Genomic DNA, 16829 nt, shown 5'->3' with positions numbered 1-16829 from the left:
GTCCCAGCGCGTCTATCCTCGCAGGGATGCGACCCGCCCCCTTCCCCGCCGGCCGGCCCCGGCGGCTCCGCCGGACCGCGGCGTTGCGCGACCTCGGTTGCGAGACCCGGCTCGCCCCCGAGCAGCTGGTCGCGCCGCTGTTCGTCAAGGAGGGCATCAGCGACGCCCAGCCGGTGGCGTCCCTTCCGGGCGTCGTCCAGCACACTCTCGAGAGCTTGCGGACGGAGGCCAAGAAGCTGCGGGCCGCCGGGGTGACGAGCTGGCTGCTGTTCGGCGTGCCGGCGAGCAAGGACGCCGAGGGAACGGCGGCATGGGAGCCCGACGGGATCGTGCAGCGGGCCCTTCGCGCGCTCCGTGACGACCACGGTGACGAAATCGTGCTGCTCGCCGACACCTGCCTCGACGAGTACACCGACCACGGCCACTGCGGGCCGGTGCGCTCCGACGGCAGCGTCGACAACGACGCCGCGGTCGCCGCCTACGCGCGTGCGGCCGTCAGCCAGGCCGAGGCCGGCGCCGACCTCGTCGCACCATCGGGAATGATGGACGGCCAGGTGGCGGGGATCCGGGCAGCCCTCGACGACGCCGGCTACGCGGAGAAGACCGGCATCATGAGCTACTGCACGAAGTACGCCTCCGCGTTCTACGGGCCGTTCCGCGACGCGGCGGAGTGTGCCCCGTCGTTCGGGGACCGCGCCGGCTACCAGCTCGACCCGGCCAACGGCGACGAGGGTGTCCGTGAGGCGCTCACCGACGCGGCCGAGGGCGCCGACGTGCTCCTCGTCAAGCCGGCCGTGCCCTACCTCGACCTCGTCTGGCGGGTGAAGGAGGCCACCCGATTGCCCCTCGCCGCCTATCACGTCTCCGGGGAGTACGCGATGGTCCACGCCGCCGCGGAGCGGGGCTGGATCGACGGGGACCGCATCATGGAGGAGACGCTGCGCTCCATCCGCCGGGCGGGCGCCGACATCGTCATCACCTACGCCGCCGGCTGGATGGCCCGCCGCCTGTCGAGCTGACCTCCCGCGCACCGTGAGACAACCGGTGACCCCCGACGACCTGCGGCTCGCCGCCGAGGTGTGCAGGCAGACCCTCGAGCCGGCGCTCGACGCGGACTGGGGCGTGGTGGCCGGCGAGCTGACCTGGGACTGCCGGCGCACGCTGGACCACATCGTCGACGCGCTGCTCTTCTACAGCGTCGATCTCGCCGTCGCCGGGGAGGACCGGCCGTTCCCACGCTCTGGTGACGGCACCGCGTCCGTGTCGCGGCTGCTCACGACCGTTGACTCCGCCTCGGCGGTGCTCGCCGCCGTCGCCCGCGGCGTGCCGGCGGGCACCCGCGGCTACCACCCGGCGGGCATGGCCGACGCGGAGGGTTTCCTCGCCATGGGCTGCGACGAGACGCTCATCCACACCGACGACATCGCCAGCGGACTCGGCGTCGCCTTCGCACCGCCCGCCGACCTCTGCGCCAGAGTCCTCGCCCGGCTCTTCCCGTGGGCGCCTCGGGCCGGCGCGGCGGCGCCCGCTCCTGCGACCGACCCCTGGGCTGTCCTGCGGTGGGCGAACGGCCGCACGGCGCTGCCGGGGCGGGCGCGCCTCGACGGGAGCTGGTACTGGCACTGCGCACCCCTCGACGAGTGGGACGGCACCGTCGCTCGCCGCACCCGCCCGCCGGGGTGGACGTGACCGCCGGGCTCCTGCGCCCCGACCCCCGTGGGTGCGCCGTCGGGCAGCCCGGCGGGGTGGCGCCGGGTCCGCGGGCATGGGTGTTCCCCGACCGTGTGGGCTGCGGGCAGGGTGTTTCCTGGTGTTCCCCGGCCATGGGTCCGCGGGCAGGGCTGTGTCCCCGGCGGCAGGGCCGGGGTGGGGGTCAGGTGGTATGTCGCAGTCTGCCGGTGCGGGCGGGGTTGTTGGGGGTGCGCCGGATGCGGTAGCGCCCTGGGGGTTGTTGGGTGACGGTCCACCCGTCGTGGTGGATGGCGTGGTGGCAGGCGTAGCAGACCAGCACCAGGTTGCCCACGACGGTGGCGCCCCGGTGGCGTTGCCACACGACGTGGTGGACCTGGCAGCGGCTGGCGGGCGCCCCGCAGCCGATGCAGGAGCGGTCGCGGGCGATGACCGCGCGGCGTTGGCGCAGGGTGGGCCGGCCGTTCTCGCTGACCTTCAACGGACGGCCGCGGTCGTCCACGACCACCTCGCACACCTCCCCGGCGGGGCAGACGCTCGAGCGCCCCGGCGGCGTCCGACCTCGGCCTTTGGCCTGGCCGCGTGACAGGCCCAGCTTGGGCGCAAGCCAGTCCGCCGTCGACGTCGCCCTGCCGAGGAAGGCCTTGCGGGCGTCCAGCTCGCCGATGCGCCGCAACCGCTCCGCGGCCACCCGCGTCTCCGCCCGCTGCAAACTGACGGCGGAGGCCGCCAGGGCCTCGTCGCCGACCGCCCCGGAAGGTTGGAGCGCGCCGGGCGCCGCCGGCCCTCGGTCCTGTGCCGGCCGGCGCGCCCTCCGCACCCCAAGATCGCCGCACATCCGCGGGAATCCGGCGGACCGGGGTCCGCCCCGCGTGGTGGCAGGGCCCGTTGAAAATGCCCGCGCATCCGCGGGGTTTCCGGCCCGCTCGCCCGCCGCCCCTCGACGCCCCTCGACGCCCCTCGACGCCAGGATCCGCACGCTCGCAGGCGCCCTCGGGTACGCCGCCGCCGCGCCTCCCGCGGGCCGGCGCGCGTGGACGATGGCTACACTTTCCTGGCCGCGGGCGTAGCTCAATGGCAGAGCCCCAGCCTTCCAAGCTGGTGATGAGGGTTCGATTCCCTTCGCCCGCTCCACAGGAGTTCGCACCGGCACAGCCACCGCCCACCGGAGTGGCAGTTTTCATGCACTGGACACTTCGGGTCAGTCCTCGTATATCCTTTATTCCAGCTACGACCAAAAGCGTCCACTTCGCGGCAAGCGCGGCTGGCCCACGCAGAACCGTAACGGTGTTGGGCTCGAAGAGGCTGAAAACTGCGGGAGGGAGGCCGAATGGCCTCCCTACCGCAAGCGCGTCGCCGAACTACCCGTTCTGCCCGTCCGGCAGGGTTACGTCATTGTGCTTGCGGCTCCACACCAGGAAGTCCGCACCGCCGATCATGATCAGGAGCATGGCGAGCAGGGCGACGAAGGTGGCACCGTTCGTCCGCGGGTCCCAGTCCACCGGCTGCGCCTCCGCCGAGAGGAGGCGCGTGCTCAACGGTGACGGGGGCAGCTGGATGACGGCGTCGCCGCCGGTGCCGAGCAGGCTCGAAATCAACCCGTTGCTGTCGGTCCCCCCGCCTTCAGGCAGCAGCGGGGGCAAGCCGAGATCCTCCAGCAGCGTGGGGTCGATCTCCAGCGTCAGAGGAACCACGCGGTCCTGACCATCAGCGTCCGTGCCCTCGCACTCCAGCAGGCCGGCCTGTATGTCATCGAAGAGGTTGATCAGCTCGTCTCCGGCCACGACGACTTCTTCGGCGAACGTGCCGTCGTCGCCGACGACGGCTTCCCAAGCGACCAGCGCGGGCGTCACCAGCACCGTGGAGCCGGGCTCCCATCCTGCGCCCTGCCAGGACAGCAGGGGCTGCGTATCCACGAGAGTGATCACGCCGAAACAGGTGGGGGCATCCGGATCAGGATCCACGCCGTCCACCAAGGTGATCCGGACCTGGATTGTCAGGAAGACCGAACGCGGCTCCCCAGCCTGATCGGTGCCGCGGCACTCGATCGTCAGCTCGAGCAGCTCCTCCAGGTTGATGTCGTCGGGAAGGTTGAGCAGGAGGTCTTCCTCGCTGATGAGGATGTCCTCCCGGAAGTTGCCGTCCTCGTCGGTCTGGACCTCGTAGACCAGACCGAGGATGACGATCTCCACCGTCGAGTTCGGCTCCCAGTTGCTGCCCTGGAGGCTGATGATGCCGGGCAGGGTGACGACCTCGATCACCAGAGCGCACGTCGGCGCCGGCACGGGCGGATAGGGGTCTTGCGGATCGGTCGGGTCCTGCGCCAGCGCGGGAACCGCCAGGGCGAGCAGAAGGATACCCGCGGCCAAGGCCACAATCGAACGGCGCATCTTTGGTCTCCAGTTTCGTTGAGGGTCGAGCAGCCTTGTCGGTTGCCACAGAAGGTAACCCCCTTCCCACACGAAAGCAAGACTCGAACGTGGCGCCCGGGCATAGGGGTGGCGCCGCCGGCCTCGGCCGCCCCATCACAGCGCTCATCGCACGGAAGCCACCGGGCTTGTCTCGTGGAGAATCCAGTGTTACCAGGCTGGACCGTGTGCGTCTAGCGCACACTTACTGAGTCTCTCGTGCAGCCAACGATGCACGCGTGTCACCCCTGTAGCCTTAACTCGTTGCCTTTGGGTTAGCGTCTTTCCTCACCCCGGATTTGCTAGTTCCACCAATTATCGGTGACGGGGGGAGCCGTCCGGCGCCTTGATCGCGGCAGCGCTCTCCATCAAAAGGCTGCGCACCTCATCCGGGTCGCGCAGGCTGTAGTGGGCGGCGGTCTCACGGTGATCGTCCTCGCCGCGCACGATGATGCCGATGCCGCGCTCGGCGATGGCGGCGAAGGCGTCCTCGTCGGTCACGTCGTCGCCGACGTACACGGGGACGACGTCGGGTCGGTCAAGGTCGAGGGTCACCAGGAGCCACAGCAGGGCCTTGCCCTTGTGCCACTCGACGTCGGGGCGCAGCTCGAAGATCTTCTTGCCCCCGGTCTTGCGCAGGCCCGAGACCGCTGCGGCGACCTCGTCCACCGCTTGCTCGATCCGACCGAGCTGCTCGGGGTCGGCGCGCCGGAAGTGCACCGCGACGGCGAACTTCTTGCGCTCGACCGAGGCCCCCGGGATGTCCGCGAGTGCCTCATCGAGACGGTGGTGAGCGCGGTCGAGCGCGGGAAGTGCGTCGGCAGCGCGTTCGTGACGGTCGCCATCGGGCCCCAAGATGTCGAACCCGTGACTGCCCGCGTAGGCGATCCCCTCCACGGCGACCATCTCGCGGACATCGGCGAGGTCTCGTCCGCTCACGATGGCCACCGGCGCCACGGCCGCGAGGTTGCGGATCGCCTCGCGCGTGGCCTCCGCCAGGGTGGCCTCACGCGCGTCCTCCACGATGGGGGTGAGGGTGCCGTCGTAGTCGAGGAACACCGCCGCCGTCTTGCCGGCGAGGCGCGCGGCGAGCTCCTCGGATCGCTCGACCGCCGACGGCAGGTCGCGGATCGTGACCATATGCGCTCCTTCGGCGACGTGCGGCCGCGACCGGGAAAGCCGCGGCGTCACTGTGGCGCGAAGGATGCCAGACCCGGCCATGACGTCACATGCGGGCCGAGTCGTGAGGTGCCCGAAGCTCGGCGATCTGGAGCAGGCGGGCGACGTCGGTGGGCGAGACGATGCCGACGACGCGTCCCTCATCGACCACGAGCGGCTGGCCGTCGGGCCACCGGCCAGCCGCGGCAACAGGTCGGCAACCGGGTCGTCGGGGTGGGCGGTCGGGATCTCCTCGGGTGCGCAGGCGATGTTAGCGACGGTCGTCGTCATCCGCTCCTCCCACGGCACCTGCTTGATGCGGTTCAACGTCACCAGCCCCCTGGGTCGTCCTATCTCGTCAACCACGGGGAACGCGGAGAAGTGGTAGCGGAACAGGTAACGGTCCAGGAGCTTCTGCACGGTCAGCGAGCCCGGGACGAAGACGGGATCACGTGACATCACCTGGCTGACACGGACGTCGCCAAGGGCTCCGCGGACCTTGGCGTGCTGTTCCTCCGCGCCCGCCGCGTTGACGAGGAACCAGCCGATCAGCACGAGCCAGAGCCCACCCAGTCCCGCGCCGGCGACGAACTCGAGCAACCCCAGCCCCACGAGCACGAAGCCGAAGGTGCGGCCGGCGCGTGCCGCGGTGATAGCCGAGCCGATGCGGTCGCCTCGGCGATGCCAGAGGAAGGCCCGCAGGATCCGCCCGCCGTCGAGGGGCGCCGCTGGTACGAGGTTGAAGAGGGCCAGCACGAAGTTGATGATGGCCAGCCAACCGAGCACACCGACGACGAGATCCGGAACGACCACCGCGTCGGCGACCATGGCGAGGCCGAGGACATCCCGCTCAGCGCGATGCTGACCAGGGGGCCCACGGCGGCGACGCGGAACTCCGCACCCGGTTCGACCGCTTCCCCTGCGAGGCGAGCGACGCCGCCGAACAGCCACAGGGTGATGCCGTCGACCTCGATGCCGTTGCGTCGGGCCACCACCGCGTGAGCGACCTCGTGCGCAGGCCGTCGTCATCACCCAGCCCTTACCCGCCGGCCGGGTACCCGACCGCTACGGGCCACAACCGTGCACCGGAGGGCCCATGCGTGTCAGTCGCCCGTCCTGGGAACGTTTTCTTGTACCCGTCAGTGCAGACTTGCTGGTTGCGCTATCCGAGGTTTACTAGCATGGCCGACGTCATGGAGTGGGAACAGCGGCTGGACGACGAAGACGCGCCCGTCTACCCCATTGGGGTGGTGGCGGAGCTGCTCCACGTGAGCGTCCAGGTCATCCGCCGCTACGACGAACCCGACATGGTGGCGCCCAACCGCTCCGACGGCGGGCAGCGCCGCTACTCCCGTCGGGACATCGCCCGCCTGGCTCGGATCCTCGAGCTGTCGGAGGAGGGAATCTCCGCCGCGGGCATCCGGCGCATACTTGCGTTGGAGGAAGAGCTCCGGTCGGTCAAAGAATAAGGGGCCGACGGGCGTCCCTGAGTCGCCGATCGCGCCGCCTCCACCCCCATACGCAGGCCATCGCCTGGTCGAGGGGGCCCCGCCAAGGACGAATGCCACCCGAAAGGGTGAAGCCACCCGGCCCCCGAGGCGGGGTCCGGGTGGCGCGGGGAAGATCCTGTCGGCTGCTGACTGCTAGCTGGTGGCGCCAGCCTCGACGGCCTGGCGGCCGCCGTCGCCCGAGCCGATCTGGATCTTGTGCGGCTTGGCCTGCTCGGCCACCGGCATCACGACGGTGAGCACCCCCTCGTCGTACGACGCGGTGATGTGCTCGGTGTCGAGCCCCTGACCGAGGAACAGCTGGCGCGTCACCGTGCCCTGCGGCCGCTCGGCGATGAGGACGTCGTCTTCATCACCGTACCGGCCGGCGCGCTGAGCGGTGACCTGCAGGACGTCGCGCTCCACGGTCACGTCGATGGAGTCGCGGTCCACCCCGGGCAGGTCGAACTCGGCGATGAACTCGTCACCACGCCGGTAGGCGTCGATCGGCAGGTGGGCGAACCGGCCGCCGCCCCAGCTCTGGCGCAGCAGCTGGTCGACTTCGCGGAACGGGTCGTAGCGCATCAGCATCACGCATCACCTCCTGTAGCACGTCGAGCTGCTTCTCCTCGCACCTCCGGTGGCTCCGGAGGGACTCACCCTCCTTGTACCCGGTCCCGGCAGGAAATATTCCGCGATAAGCAGAGGTTTCCTTCCTACACGGCCCGGAACACTCCTTCGGAACAGCTGGACAGCGGGAAGAAGGAGGGCACTTGAACGTGCGTCAGGAAGCGTCCGACAGCCTTCACGGGCGCCACGAGACGTCACCGGCAGCTCCGGGCCCCGAAGGCCGACAAGCCCACGGGTCCCGGACCGCCGCCGCCGCCGGCGTGGCGGGACTGGCTGCTGCCCATCGGCCTGGTGCTCAGCCTCCTCCTGCTGTTTCGCCCCGGCGTCGAACAGCCGGGGATGGCGCTCTCCTACAGCGAGTTCCTGGCGGCGGTCGACGAGGGGCGCGTGGCCACGGTCACCATCGGCGCGGAGGGCGACACCCGTGGCGAGCTCACCGACGGCACCCCCTTCACCACCGCCATCCCCGTGCAGCTGAGCGGCGACGAGCTGCTGGCCCGTCTGGAGGAGCGTGGGGTGGAGATCGAGGCGGTGCCTCCGCGTCTGACCCTGGCAGGAATCCTGCTCTCGCTGGCGCCGTTCCTCCTGCTGCTGGCACTGTTCATCTACCTGGGTAAGCGCGCCAGCGGGCAGCTCGCCGGCATGGCCGGCCTCGGCCGGTCGAACGCGAAGGAGTTCGACAGCGAGCGGCCGAAGACCACGTTCGCCGACGTCGCCGGCCACGAGGGTGTGAAGCGAGAGGTCGCCGAGGTCGTCGAGTTCCTGCGCGAACCCGACCGCTTCCGCCGCGCCGGGGCCACCGCGCCGCGCGGCGTCCTCATGGTCGGGCCCCCGGGCACCGGCAAGACGCTGCTCGCACGGGCGGTCGCCGGCGAGGCGCACGTGCCGTTCCTGTCGGTCACCGGCTCGAGCTTCGTGGAGATGCTCGTCGGCGTCGGCGCGGCGCGGGTGCGCGACCTGTTCGCCAAAGCTCGCAAGCGCGCCCCGGCGATCATCTTCGTCGAAGATATCGACGCCATCGGGCAGCGGCGCAGCGGCGGGGGCGGGGCCATCTCCAACGACGAGCGGGAGCAGACCCTCAACCAGCTGCTGGCCGAGATAGACGGGTTTCGACCCGGCGGAGGGCATCGTGGTGCTGGCCGCCACCAACCGCCCCGAGTCGCTGGACCCCGCGCTGTTGCGCCCCGGCCGTTTCGACCGGCAGGTGACCGTGCCTCTGCCCACGCAAGGCGATCGCCGGGCGATCCTGGAGGTGCACTGTCGCGGCAAGCCCCTCGCCGACGACGTCGACCTCGACGTCGTGGCCCGCGCCACCCCCGGCTTCTCGGGCGCGGACCTCGTCAACCTCGTCAACGAGGCGGCAATCTTCACCGTCCGCGCCGACCGTGAGGTCATCACCCGCGATCGACTTCGACGAGGCGCGCGACCGGATCATCATCGGGCGCCGTGAGGGATCCAACGTCCTGCTTCCCGACGAGAAGCGGGCCGTGGCGTGCACGAGGCCGGCCACGCGCTGGTCGGCGCTCTGCGAGCACGCCGATCCGGTGGCCAAGGTGACGATCCTGCCCGCGGGTCAGGCGCTGGGCGTCACCCACCAGCTGCCCGTGGACGAGCGCCACCTTTACAGCGAGAGCTTCCTCCACGACTCACTGGCCGTCCGCCTCGGCGGGCGGGCCGCCGAGCTCGTCGTGTTCGGCGAGGGGTCGACCGGGGCGGCCAACGACCTGGCCGGCGCGACACAGCTCGCCACCCGCATGGTGCGCGAGCTCGGCCTCTCCTCGGTCCTGGGGCCGGTCGGCTACAGCGGTCAGAGCCCGATGTACCTGGCGGGCAGGAGGTGACCCAGCGGTCGTGGGCGGAGGAGACGCAGCGGGTCATCGACACCGAGCTGGCGCGCCTGCTGCGACAGGCCGAGGAGCGCGCCGTGGACCTGTTCACGGCCCACCGCGCAGAGCTCGACCGGCTCACCGAGCTGCTGCTCGACCAGGAGACGGTCGACGGTGACGCCGTCCACGGGCTCGTGGGCCGGCAGCGCCCCGGTTCCGCCTCCGGCCGCGCACCGGTGCTGCGACCGGGGCCACACGGTAGGATGCGCTCCCAAGAAGCAACGAGCGCCATACCGAGGGGCTGCCGTGGACCGTGACAAGCTCCGTTCCATCCTCGACGCCATGGAGGAAGACGAGCTCATCGAGCTGCGGGACGCCGTCGAGAAGACGCCGGACGGCTCGACACAGGAGGTCATGGGAGTCAGCGCCAAGAAGGAGGAGGCGCTCATGCTCATCAACCAGGCCATGGTGATGGACACCTCCTAGACCGTGTGTGTGGCGGCCCCTGGTGGGGCACACCACCAGCACGATGTCGTCATCCACCACCAGGCAACCGAAGAGCGAGCCGGGCCGATGATCGCGCTCAGCCCCGGTTCCGCCCGGGAGATCGCCAACCTCCTGGCGATGCTGGCGGACCTGCCCTCGACACCACAGCCGGTCGCCGAGGAAGCCCGGGAACGCGCCGCCGACCTCGAGGAGCGCTTGCCGGTGCCCCACCGCGGGCGGGCCGCGGAGACGCCCGAGCTCGAGGTGCTGCCAGCGACGGCGATCGCCGCGCTCCTCGACCTCCTGGCGGAGCTGCCCTCGACGCCCGAACCCGTGGCCGACGACGCGCGCCGCCATGCAGCGGAGATGTGGGAGACGCTGCCAACCGCCGACGACGACGAGTACCTGCCCGACCGCCGCCGGGGTTGAATCCCCGGCCGTCATCTCTGGCGGCCGGTGCGGGCGGTCAGGCTCTGCGGTGTGGCGATAGCGTAGCGACGTGGGGAGCTGGCGCGGTCGCGCTGCTCAGGCGAGGCAAGGAGCTGTCGGGTGGATGATGCCGCCGTTGCGGTCAAGGGCCTGCGCAAGTCGTTCGGGGCCGTACGCGCACTGGACGGCGTGGACTTCACGGTGCCGCCGGGCACGGTCCTGGGCCTGCTCGGCCCGAACGGCGCCGGCAAGACCACCGTCGTGCGGGTGCTGACGACCCTGCTGCGGCCGGACGCCGGTCGTGTCACCGTCGCGGGCTACGACGTGGTGCGCGACGCCGCGGCCGTCCGCGAGCTCATCGGCCTGGCCGGACAGAACGCGGCGGTCGACGAGAACCTCACGGGTCGCGAGAACCTCGAGCTGGTCGGACGCCTCTACCACCTCCGGTCGGCCAAGGCGCGTCAGCGTTCGGGTGAGCTGCTCGAGCGCTTCGCGTTGGCCGACGAGGCAGACCGGTCGGCGAAGACCTATTCGGGTGGGATGCGTCGCCGCCTCGACCTCGCCGCGAGCCTGGTCGGCCGCCCCCAGGTGCTGTTCCTCGACGAGCCCACGACCGGCCTCGACCCGCGCAGCCGCATCGAGCTGTGGGACGCGATCAACGAGCTCGTCGCCGGCGGCACCACGCTGCTGCTCACCACGCAGTACCTGGAGGAGGCCGACCGGCTCGCGGACCACATCGCCGTCATCGACCACGGCCGCGTCATCGCAGAGGGCACCGCCGCCGAGCTGAAGGCCCGCGTCGGCGGGGACATCGTGGACATCCGCCTCGCCGATCCGGCCCAGACCGCACGCGGCGCCGAGGCCCTGGCCGGCCTGGGAACCGGCTGCTCGCAGAGCGATCCCGACACCGGTGCCCTGCTGCTGCCGACCGACAGCGGCGCGCGGGTGCTGCCGGAGGTCGTTCGTCGCCTTGACGGCGCCGCGGTGGAGATCGCCGAGCTCACGGTGCGAGGACCGACGCTCGACGACGTGTTCCTGTCCCTGACCGGCCAAGCGCCCGAGCCCGCGCCGGCGTCTCCGCTTCGGCCCGGCCACCGCAGCCCCGAGCAGAGCAACGCATGACGGGCCTTGTGGGGCTGCCTGCCCGCCGCCGTCGGGCGCTGTGGGCGATCACCGACACCCTTGCCATGACCCGGCGCAACCTCCTGCGCTACGTCCGCCTGCCGCAGCTGCTCGTCTTCTCGACGGTTCAGCCGGTCATGTTCGTGCTGCTGTTCGCGTTTGTGTTCGGCGGGGCGATCGACGTGCCGGGCGTCTCCTACATCGACTTCCTCATGCCCGGCATCTTCGTGCAGGCGGTCACGTTCGGCGCCGTCCAGACGGGGGTGGGCCTGGCGGACGACCTCTCCAAGGGGATGGTGGACCGCTTCCGCTCCCTGCCCATGGCGCGTTCCGCCGTGTTGGCCGGCCGGACCTTCGCCGACACCGTCCGCAACACCTTCGTCCTGCTGCTCATGACGGCGGTGGGCTATCTCATCGGATTCCGGATCGCCACGGGCTGGCTCCAGGCCCTCGGCGCGCTGGCGCTGGTGGTCGGGTTCGGCCTCGCCTTCTCCTGGATCTCGGCCACCATCGGCATGACCGTCGGTGACCCGGAGTCGGCACAGGCCAGCAGCTTCGTCTGGATCTTTCCGCTGGTGTTCGCAAGCTCGGCGTTCGTGCCCGTCGAGACGATGCCCGGCTGGCTGCAATGGTTCGCCGCCATCAGTCCGGTCACCATGACCGTCGACGCGTTGCGCGGCCTCCTGCTCGGCGGGCCGGTCATGCGTCCCCTTCTCGGCTCGCTTGCCTGGAGCGCGGGCTTCCTCGCCCTGTTCGTCCCACTGGCGGTGTACCGCTACCGCCGCAGCACGTGAGTCCACCGCGTCGACTCCGGCCGGCTCGTCTCGGTACTCTGGACCCGCGGATGCGCCCGTAGCTCAGTGGATAGAGCAGCGGACTTCTAATCCGAAGGTCGGAGGTTCGACCCCTCCCGGGCGCACGGTATAGTGATGTGTCGCCGCCGTTTCCGGTGGCCCCATGGTGGCCGTAGCTCAGTTGGTTAGAGCGCCGCGTTGTGGTCGCGGAGGTCGCGGGTTCGATCCCCGTCGGTCACCCCCGCGCGTTGGCCGCCCTCGTTGCATCGGCCCCCGAGCGGGCTAGACTTCGAGGCTGGCCAGCACGCCTCCGTAGCTCAGTCTGGTTAGAGCAACCGGCTCTTAACCGGTGTGTCGAAGGTTCGAATCCTTCCGGGGGCACTCTCACGACGGGCGGAACGAGTCACGACGTAGGGTACGGAGCATTCCCCGGCTTGATGGCGTGGCGACCTGGCCTTCTCTGAGATGTTGAACAGCTTCTTGCCACTGACGTGGTCGACAGCCGGCGACAGACGGTTCTTCAACGGGAACTCCGCCTGAACCTTGACGAGCCCACAGCGAGAGCAAGTCTTGACCCCAGGGCGCTTGTCCTCAATCCATGGCCGGATCTTCCCATGGGGGTGTGACAGGCGGACGCTAGCCTGCCGGGCGTGAGCGCTTCGGGAGACCCCGAGCCCAGCCGCCTCGCGCGCCGGCTCGACACAGGCGACGCGGTGGTGATCGGCCTCGGCGCGATGATCGGCGCGGGGGTGTTCGCGGCCGTGGGGCCTGCCGCTCAGGCCGCCGGCGCCGGCCTGCTGATCGGGCTGGCCGTGGCCGCCGCGGTGGCGTACTGCAACGCGACGTCGTCGGCGCAGCTGGCGGCGATCTACCCGGAGTCCGGCGGCACGTACGTGTACGGCCGCAAACGGCTGGGCGACTTCTGGGGCTACCTCGCCGGCTGGGGGTTCGTGGTCGGGAAGCTGGCAAGCTGCGCGGCGATGGCGCTCACCTTCGGCGCGTACGCCGCGCCGCAAGCCACCCGCCCCCTGGCCGTGGCCGCGGTCGTGGGGCTGACCGCCGTGAACTACCGGGGCGTGCAGAAGACGGCTGGGCTGACCAGGATCATCGTGGCCCTCGTCCTGGCAAGCCTCGCCGCGGTCGTCGTCGCCGCCACGGCCGGGGGCGCCGCGCAGCCCGCGCGCCTCACCGAGGACCTCTTCGCGGCCGGTCCGCGCGGCATCCTCGAGGCGGCCGGACTGCTGTTCTTCGCCTTCGCCGGCTACGCGCGAATCGCCACCCTCGGCGAGGAGGTCGCCGACCCGGCCCGCGCCATCCCGCGCGCCATCCCGCTCGCGCTGGGCATCACCCTCGTGGTGTACGCCCTCGTCGCCGCCGCAGCCCTGGCGGCCGCCGGCGCCGACGCACTGGCGGAGGCCGATGCGCCTTTGACGGCGGCGGTGACCGCGGGAACGCTCGGCCGGCTCGCACCGGTCGTCCGGGTCGGGGCCACGATCGCGTCACTCGGGGTGCTGCTGAGCCTCATCGTCGGCATCAGCCGCACCGCCTTCGCGATGGCGGGCAACGGCGACCTGCCCCGCTGGTTCGCCGCCGTCCATCCGCGCTTCAAAGTGCCGCACCGAGCCGAGCTCGCCGTCGCCATCCTCGTCGGAGCTGCGGCCGCGACGGTGGACCTGCGGGAGGCGATCGGCTTCAGCTCCTTCGCCGTCCTGACCTACTACGGGATCGCCAACGCGTCCGCGTTCACCCTCTCGCCCTCACAGCGGCGCTGGCCCCGTTGGCTGGCGGCGGCGGGGGTGGGCGGCTGCGGTCTGCTGGCGTTCAACCTCCCCCTGCAGACGGTCGTCGCCGGCGTCGCCGTGCTCGCCGCCGGCGCCGTGGTGTGGACGGTCCGGCAAACCCGTCACCACGGGCGGTCGTAGCGGTGTGCGGCCGGTTCGTCGCCATCACCGATGCGGACGGACTCGCCCGGTTCCTCGTCGTCGACAAGCGCGACGTCGATCACCTTGCGCCTTCCTACAACGTCGCCCCCACCCACGAGGTGCACGCCGCGGTCGAGCAGGCCGGGCGGCGCACGCTCGTCGCGTTGCGCTGGGGGCTGCTGCCGACGTGGCTGGACGACCCGACGACCGGTCCCGGGCTCATCAACGCCAGGGCGGAGACGGCTGCGGTGAAGCCGGCCTTCCGGGACGCGTTCGCGCGCCGGCGCTGTCTCATCCCCGCCGACGGCTTCTACGAATGGCGGGCCGGGCCCGCCCGCACGAAGGTGCCGTACTTCATCCGCGCGCCCGACGACCGCCCCCTGGCCCTCGCCGGGCTGTGGACCACCTCGCGTCCACGCGACCCCTGGCGGCCGGTCCTGCGGACGTGCGCCATCCTCACCACCGTCGCCACCCGGCCGGTCTCCGCGCTGCACGACCGAGCCCCGGTCATGCTCCCCGCCGCCGCCTGGGACGAGTGGCTGGACCCCGACCACCCCGATCCTCGGGCCCTGTCGCGCCTGCTGCTGCCGGCGCCGGACGACGCGCTCGTCATGCACGCCGTGAGCCAGCAGGTCAACAGCGTCGGCCACAACCACCCCGGCCTGATCGAACCCGTGCCCGAGCAGCTGCGCCTCGGATGACCCAACGGAGCGGATCGCCGCGCAGCTCTCCTGCCTCGCCTGGCGGGATCGCCGTAACCCGCCCGACCAAACTATGCTGGCACCACGCGCGAGTGGTGGAACGGCAGACACGCCAGCTTTAGGTGCTGGTCCCTTCGGGGGTGGGGGTTCGAATCCCCCCTCGCGCACGCCGGTCGCGGCCTTCCCGTTCCGGGCGGGTTCCCGGCCATCCCTCCCAAAACCCTGCATCCGAGCGACTTTGGGCAACCGGCGGGTCGGGAGGGGCGCCAAAGGGTGAATCGAAGCCGGCCTGGCCCGCACTTTCCCTCGGATACCCGGGGATGTGGCCGGGGCCTGTGGTCAGCCGGTCAGCTGGCGGGCAGCGTCTACAGCACGATGGCGACGGGCGCGCCTCCTGCACTTACCGATGCGTGCCGCAGGTTTCCCCGGATGACCCGTGTGACGGTGCTGGGCGACAGCAGACGCTGGGGGCGCTCGACCAGGCCGGCGACCTGGGCGAACAGCACACCCAGCGCGGAGTCGTGCGCCGCGGCGGCGTGGAAGCGGGCGATGTAGGCGTTCGCAAGGCGAATCCGCAGCGTGCGCCGGCCCCTGATGCAGCGGATCCCGAGATCGGCGCCGACCGCCAGCGCCCACGGCACCTTGACGATGTCCGCCGTCGTGGAGAACCAGGTTCGCGGGTCCGGCGCCGTGCCCGCACCGAGCAGGCGCCGCAGAGCCACCGCCTCCATCGCCGCCACGGTCATCCCCTGTCCATAGATCGGATTGAAGCTGCAGACCGCGTCGCCGGCGACCAGCAGACCGTCGGGCATGGCTCGGACCCGCTCGTAGCGGTGGCGGGTGTTGGCGGGGTAGCGGAACTCCGCGGGGTCGTCGAGCGGCTCGCCCTGGCGCAGGGCATCGGCGAGGTCGTGCATGGGCAGCTGCGCGGCGAAAGACTCGTAGGCGTCCGGGTCTGCAGGAGGTCGCTCGCCGCCCATCGCCGCCAGCGTGACGAGCCACCGGTCACCCTCGACCCGCATCATGACCGCGCCTCGCGGGCCGTCGGGTGTCGGGCCGACGAACACCACCACGTCGTCGTCGAGCGCCCCGGAAGGCAGGTGGTAGCGGCGCGTCGCGTAGCGCAGGTCGACGTGGAGCTGCTCGACCTGCGGACCTGCGTAGCCGAGTCCTTCCAGCCACTGCGGCGTCCGCGACCGACGACCCGAGCAGTCCACCACGAGATCCGCGGCGAACGTCTTCTCGACGTCGCCGTCGTCCGGGGACCGCACCCGCAGGCCCAGCACACGGCGTCGGTCGGTGCTCGCCACGAGGCCGCGAACGTCGCATCGGCTGCGGATGCGCACCGCCGGGTGCTCCTGCAGCCGCCGGCGCACGTGTGCCTCGATGAACGGGCGGGTCGCCAGGATCGTGTCGCGGCCCAGTGGCCCGCGTGCCAGCCGGTGACCGCTCACACACCAGCGTCCGCGTGCTCCGGGGTCGGCACGCGTCGCCCCGTCAGCCACCATGTCGTCCAGCACGCCGGGGAAAAGCTCCTCGAGCGCGTCCGCGCCCGCGGGGAGCAGCGCGTGCGCATGGCGTCCCTGCGGCACGCCGCTGCGATGGGCGACGCCCTCGGGCACCCGGTCGCGGTCCAGCACCGTCACGCGCCCGTACACGCTCGAGAGCGCCTTGGCGACGGCCAGCCCCGCCATGCTCGCGCCGACGACGACCGCGTGCGCGCTGCCCGCCCCGTGTGTCATGACCCCTCATCACCCGCCGACGACCTGGAGCGTCCCCTCTCGGCGCCTGCCCTGTCAAGCAGTCGCTCTCCCTCAGCCCTCCCGCACGTGCACGGTGAACGTATGCGTGTCGCGTGCCTCGGAACCCCAGGGCTTGGCGTAGGTGCAGCGGACCCGGGCCGTTCCTGTGGCGGACGCGACCGCGCGCACCCAGTAGTGCAGCCCGTCAGGCTGCTCGTCGAAACGCTGACCGGTTACCTCGACGGCGTCGCCGCCCACCTCCACGTGCCACATGTGGTTGGGCCGCGGTCGGGTGAGCAAGTCGAGCTCGAACTCTTCGCCGGGCGCGACGTCGATGGGTTGATCGGAACGGGTGGTGGCGGCGCCGGGCGGCTCGTCCGCCGGCGGGACCGCGGCCGGCTGAGGCGCGTGCGCGGGCAGCGGCGCGCTCTCGTC

General features: G+C 71.4%; 18 protein-coding genes and 5 tRNA genes. 17 read left to right on the top strand and 6 right to left on the bottom strand.

What is annotated here, in order from left to right; genetic code table 11:
* Positions 1-26: 26 nt before the first annotated feature.
* Together hemB and VM324_01710 are read left to right on the top strand one after the other, a co-directional pair.
* On the top strand, positions 27-1019 hold the full coding sequence (hemB, locus tag VM324_01715; protein ID HVL97991.1) for a porphobilinogen synthase: 993 nt from the start codon (positions 27-29) through the stop codon (positions 1017-1019).
* 25 nt (positions 1020-1044) lie between these two features.
* Positions 1045-1689, top strand: a complete 645-nt coding sequence (locus VM324_01710) for a hypothetical protein (protein HVL97990.1) — start codon at positions 1045-1047, stop codon at positions 1687-1689.
* Positions 1690-1873: 184 nt separating this feature from the next.
* On the opposite strand, the gene VM324_01705 is transcribed toward VM324_01710, so the two are convergent.
* Positions 1874-2509 (bottom strand): HNH endonuclease signature motif containing protein, encoded by a 636-nt coding sequence (locus VM324_01705; GenBank protein HVL97989.1) that lies wholly within the window; start codon positions 2507-2509, stop codon positions 1874-1876.
* Positions 2510-2749: 240 nt separating this feature from the next.
* Between VM324_01705 and VM324_01700 the strand changes: the two genes are divergently transcribed.
* Positions 2750-2823, top strand: a tRNA-Gly gene (locus VM324_01700).
* 227 nt (positions 2824-3050) lie between these two features.
* Here VM324_01700 and VM324_01695 read toward each other — a convergent pair.
* Together VM324_01695 and otsB are read right to left on the bottom strand one after the other, a co-directional pair.
* Entirely contained in the window at positions 3051-4079 is a 1029-nt protein-coding gene (locus VM324_01695; GenBank protein ID HVL97988.1) for a hypothetical protein, read from the bottom strand.
* 333 nt (positions 4080-4412) lie between these two features.
* Positions 4413-6083: a trehalose-phosphatase gene (gene otsB, locus VM324_01690; GenBank protein ID HVL97987.1), complete on the bottom strand. Its 1671-nt coding sequence runs from the start codon at positions 6081-6083 to the stop codon at positions 4413-4415.
* A gap of 353 nt (positions 6084-6436) precedes the next feature.
* Here otsB and VM324_01685 point away from each other — a divergent pair, with 353 nt between their 5' ends.
* Positions 6437-6724: a MerR family transcriptional regulator gene (locus tag VM324_01685; protein ID HVL97986.1), complete on the top strand. Its 288-nt coding sequence runs from the start codon at positions 6437-6439 to the stop codon at positions 6722-6724.
* A 174-nt stretch (positions 6725-6898) separates the two neighbouring features.
* Here VM324_01685 and VM324_01680 read toward each other — a convergent pair whose 3' ends face one another.
* Positions 6899-7333, bottom strand: coding sequence for an Hsp20/alpha crystallin family protein (locus VM324_01680; GenBank protein HVL97985.1), 435 nt, complete (start codon positions 7331-7333; stop codon positions 6899-6901).
* Positions 7334-7645: 312 nt separating this feature from the next.
* On the opposite strand from VM324_01680, the gene VM324_01675 reads away from it, so the two are divergent.
* The 13 genes from VM324_01675 to VM324_01615 all read left to right on the top strand — a co-directional run bounded on the left by VM324_01675 (position 7646) and on the right by VM324_01615 (position 14819).
* Entirely contained in the window at positions 7646-8761 is a 1116-nt protein-coding gene (locus VM324_01675; protein ID HVL97984.1) for an ATP-dependent metallopeptidase FtsH/Yme1/Tma family protein, read from the top strand.
* Complete coding sequence (locus tag VM324_01670; protein ID HVL97983.1) at positions 8758-9213, top strand: hypothetical protein; 456 nt, start codon at positions 8758-8760, stop codon at positions 9211-9213. Before VM324_01675 ends, VM324_01670 begins: the two co-directional genes overlap by 4 nt.
* A complete protein-coding gene (locus VM324_01665) occupies positions 9210-9515 on the top strand; it encodes a hypothetical protein (protein HVL97982.1) in 306 nt (101 codons plus the stop codon). The genes VM324_01670 and VM324_01665 overlap by 4 nt, the downstream gene beginning before the upstream one ends.
* Positions 9505-9684, top strand: a complete 180-nt coding sequence (locus VM324_01660) for a hypothetical protein (GenBank protein ID HVL97981.1) — start codon at positions 9505-9507, stop codon at positions 9682-9684. The genes VM324_01665 and VM324_01660 overlap by 11 nt, the downstream gene beginning before the upstream one ends.
* Positions 9685-9771: 87 nt before the next feature.
* Positions 9772-10113, top strand: coding sequence for a hypothetical protein (locus tag VM324_01655; GenBank protein ID HVL97980.1), 342 nt, complete (start codon positions 9772-9774; stop codon positions 10111-10113).
* Between the two features lie 120 nt (positions 10114-10233).
* Positions 10234-11235: an ATP-binding cassette domain-containing protein gene (locus tag VM324_01650; GenBank protein ID HVL97979.1), complete on the top strand. Its 1002-nt coding sequence runs from the start codon at positions 10234-10236 to the stop codon at positions 11233-11235.
* On the top strand, positions 11232-12029 hold the full coding sequence (locus VM324_01645; GenBank protein HVL97978.1) for an ABC transporter permease: 798 nt from the start codon (positions 11232-11234) through the stop codon (positions 12027-12029). The genes VM324_01650 and VM324_01645 overlap by 4 nt, the downstream gene beginning before the upstream one ends.
* Before the next feature lie 52 nt (positions 12030-12081).
* Positions 12082-12154 (top strand) — tRNA-Arg (locus VM324_01640).
* Between the two features lie 41 nt (positions 12155-12195).
* Positions 12196-12269, top strand: a tRNA-His gene (locus VM324_01635).
* Positions 12270-12335: 66 nt separating this feature from the next.
* A tRNA-Lys gene (locus VM324_01630) sits at positions 12336-12410 on the top strand.
* Positions 12411-12679: 269 nt separating this feature from the next.
* Positions 12680-13951 (top strand): amino acid permease, encoded by a 1272-nt coding sequence (locus tag VM324_01625; GenBank protein HVL97977.1) that lies wholly within the window; start codon positions 12680-12682, stop codon positions 13949-13951.
* On the top strand, positions 13912-14652 hold the full coding sequence (locus tag VM324_01620; protein ID HVL97976.1) for an SOS response-associated peptidase: 741 nt from the start codon (positions 13912-13914) through the stop codon (positions 14650-14652). Before VM324_01625 ends, VM324_01620 begins: the two co-directional genes overlap by 40 nt.
* 86 nt (positions 14653-14738) lie before the next feature.
* A tRNA-Leu gene (locus tag VM324_01615) sits at positions 14739-14819 on the top strand.
* Positions 14820-15017: 198 nt separating this feature from the next.
* Here VM324_01615 and VM324_01610 read toward each other — a convergent pair.
* Both VM324_01610 and VM324_01605 read right to left on the bottom strand, forming a co-directional pair.
* Entirely contained in the window at positions 15018-16394 is a 1377-nt protein-coding gene (locus VM324_01610) for an FAD-dependent monooxygenase (GenBank protein ID HVL97975.1), read from the bottom strand.
* A gap of 72 nt (positions 16395-16466) precedes the next feature.
* The coding region (locus VM324_01605) for a protease inhibitor I42 family protein (GenBank protein HVL97974.1) at positions 16467-16829 on the bottom strand (363 nt) is incomplete at its 5' end.

The sequence above is a fragment of the Egibacteraceae bacterium genome, from assembly GCA_035540635.1.
In the GTDB taxonomy this organism is placed as follows: domain Bacteria; phylum Actinomycetota; class Nitriliruptoria; order Euzebyales; family Egibacteraceae; genus DATLGH01.
Note: the sequence above shows the minus strand (reverse complement) of the source record. Positions and strands in the feature narration are given on the sequence as shown.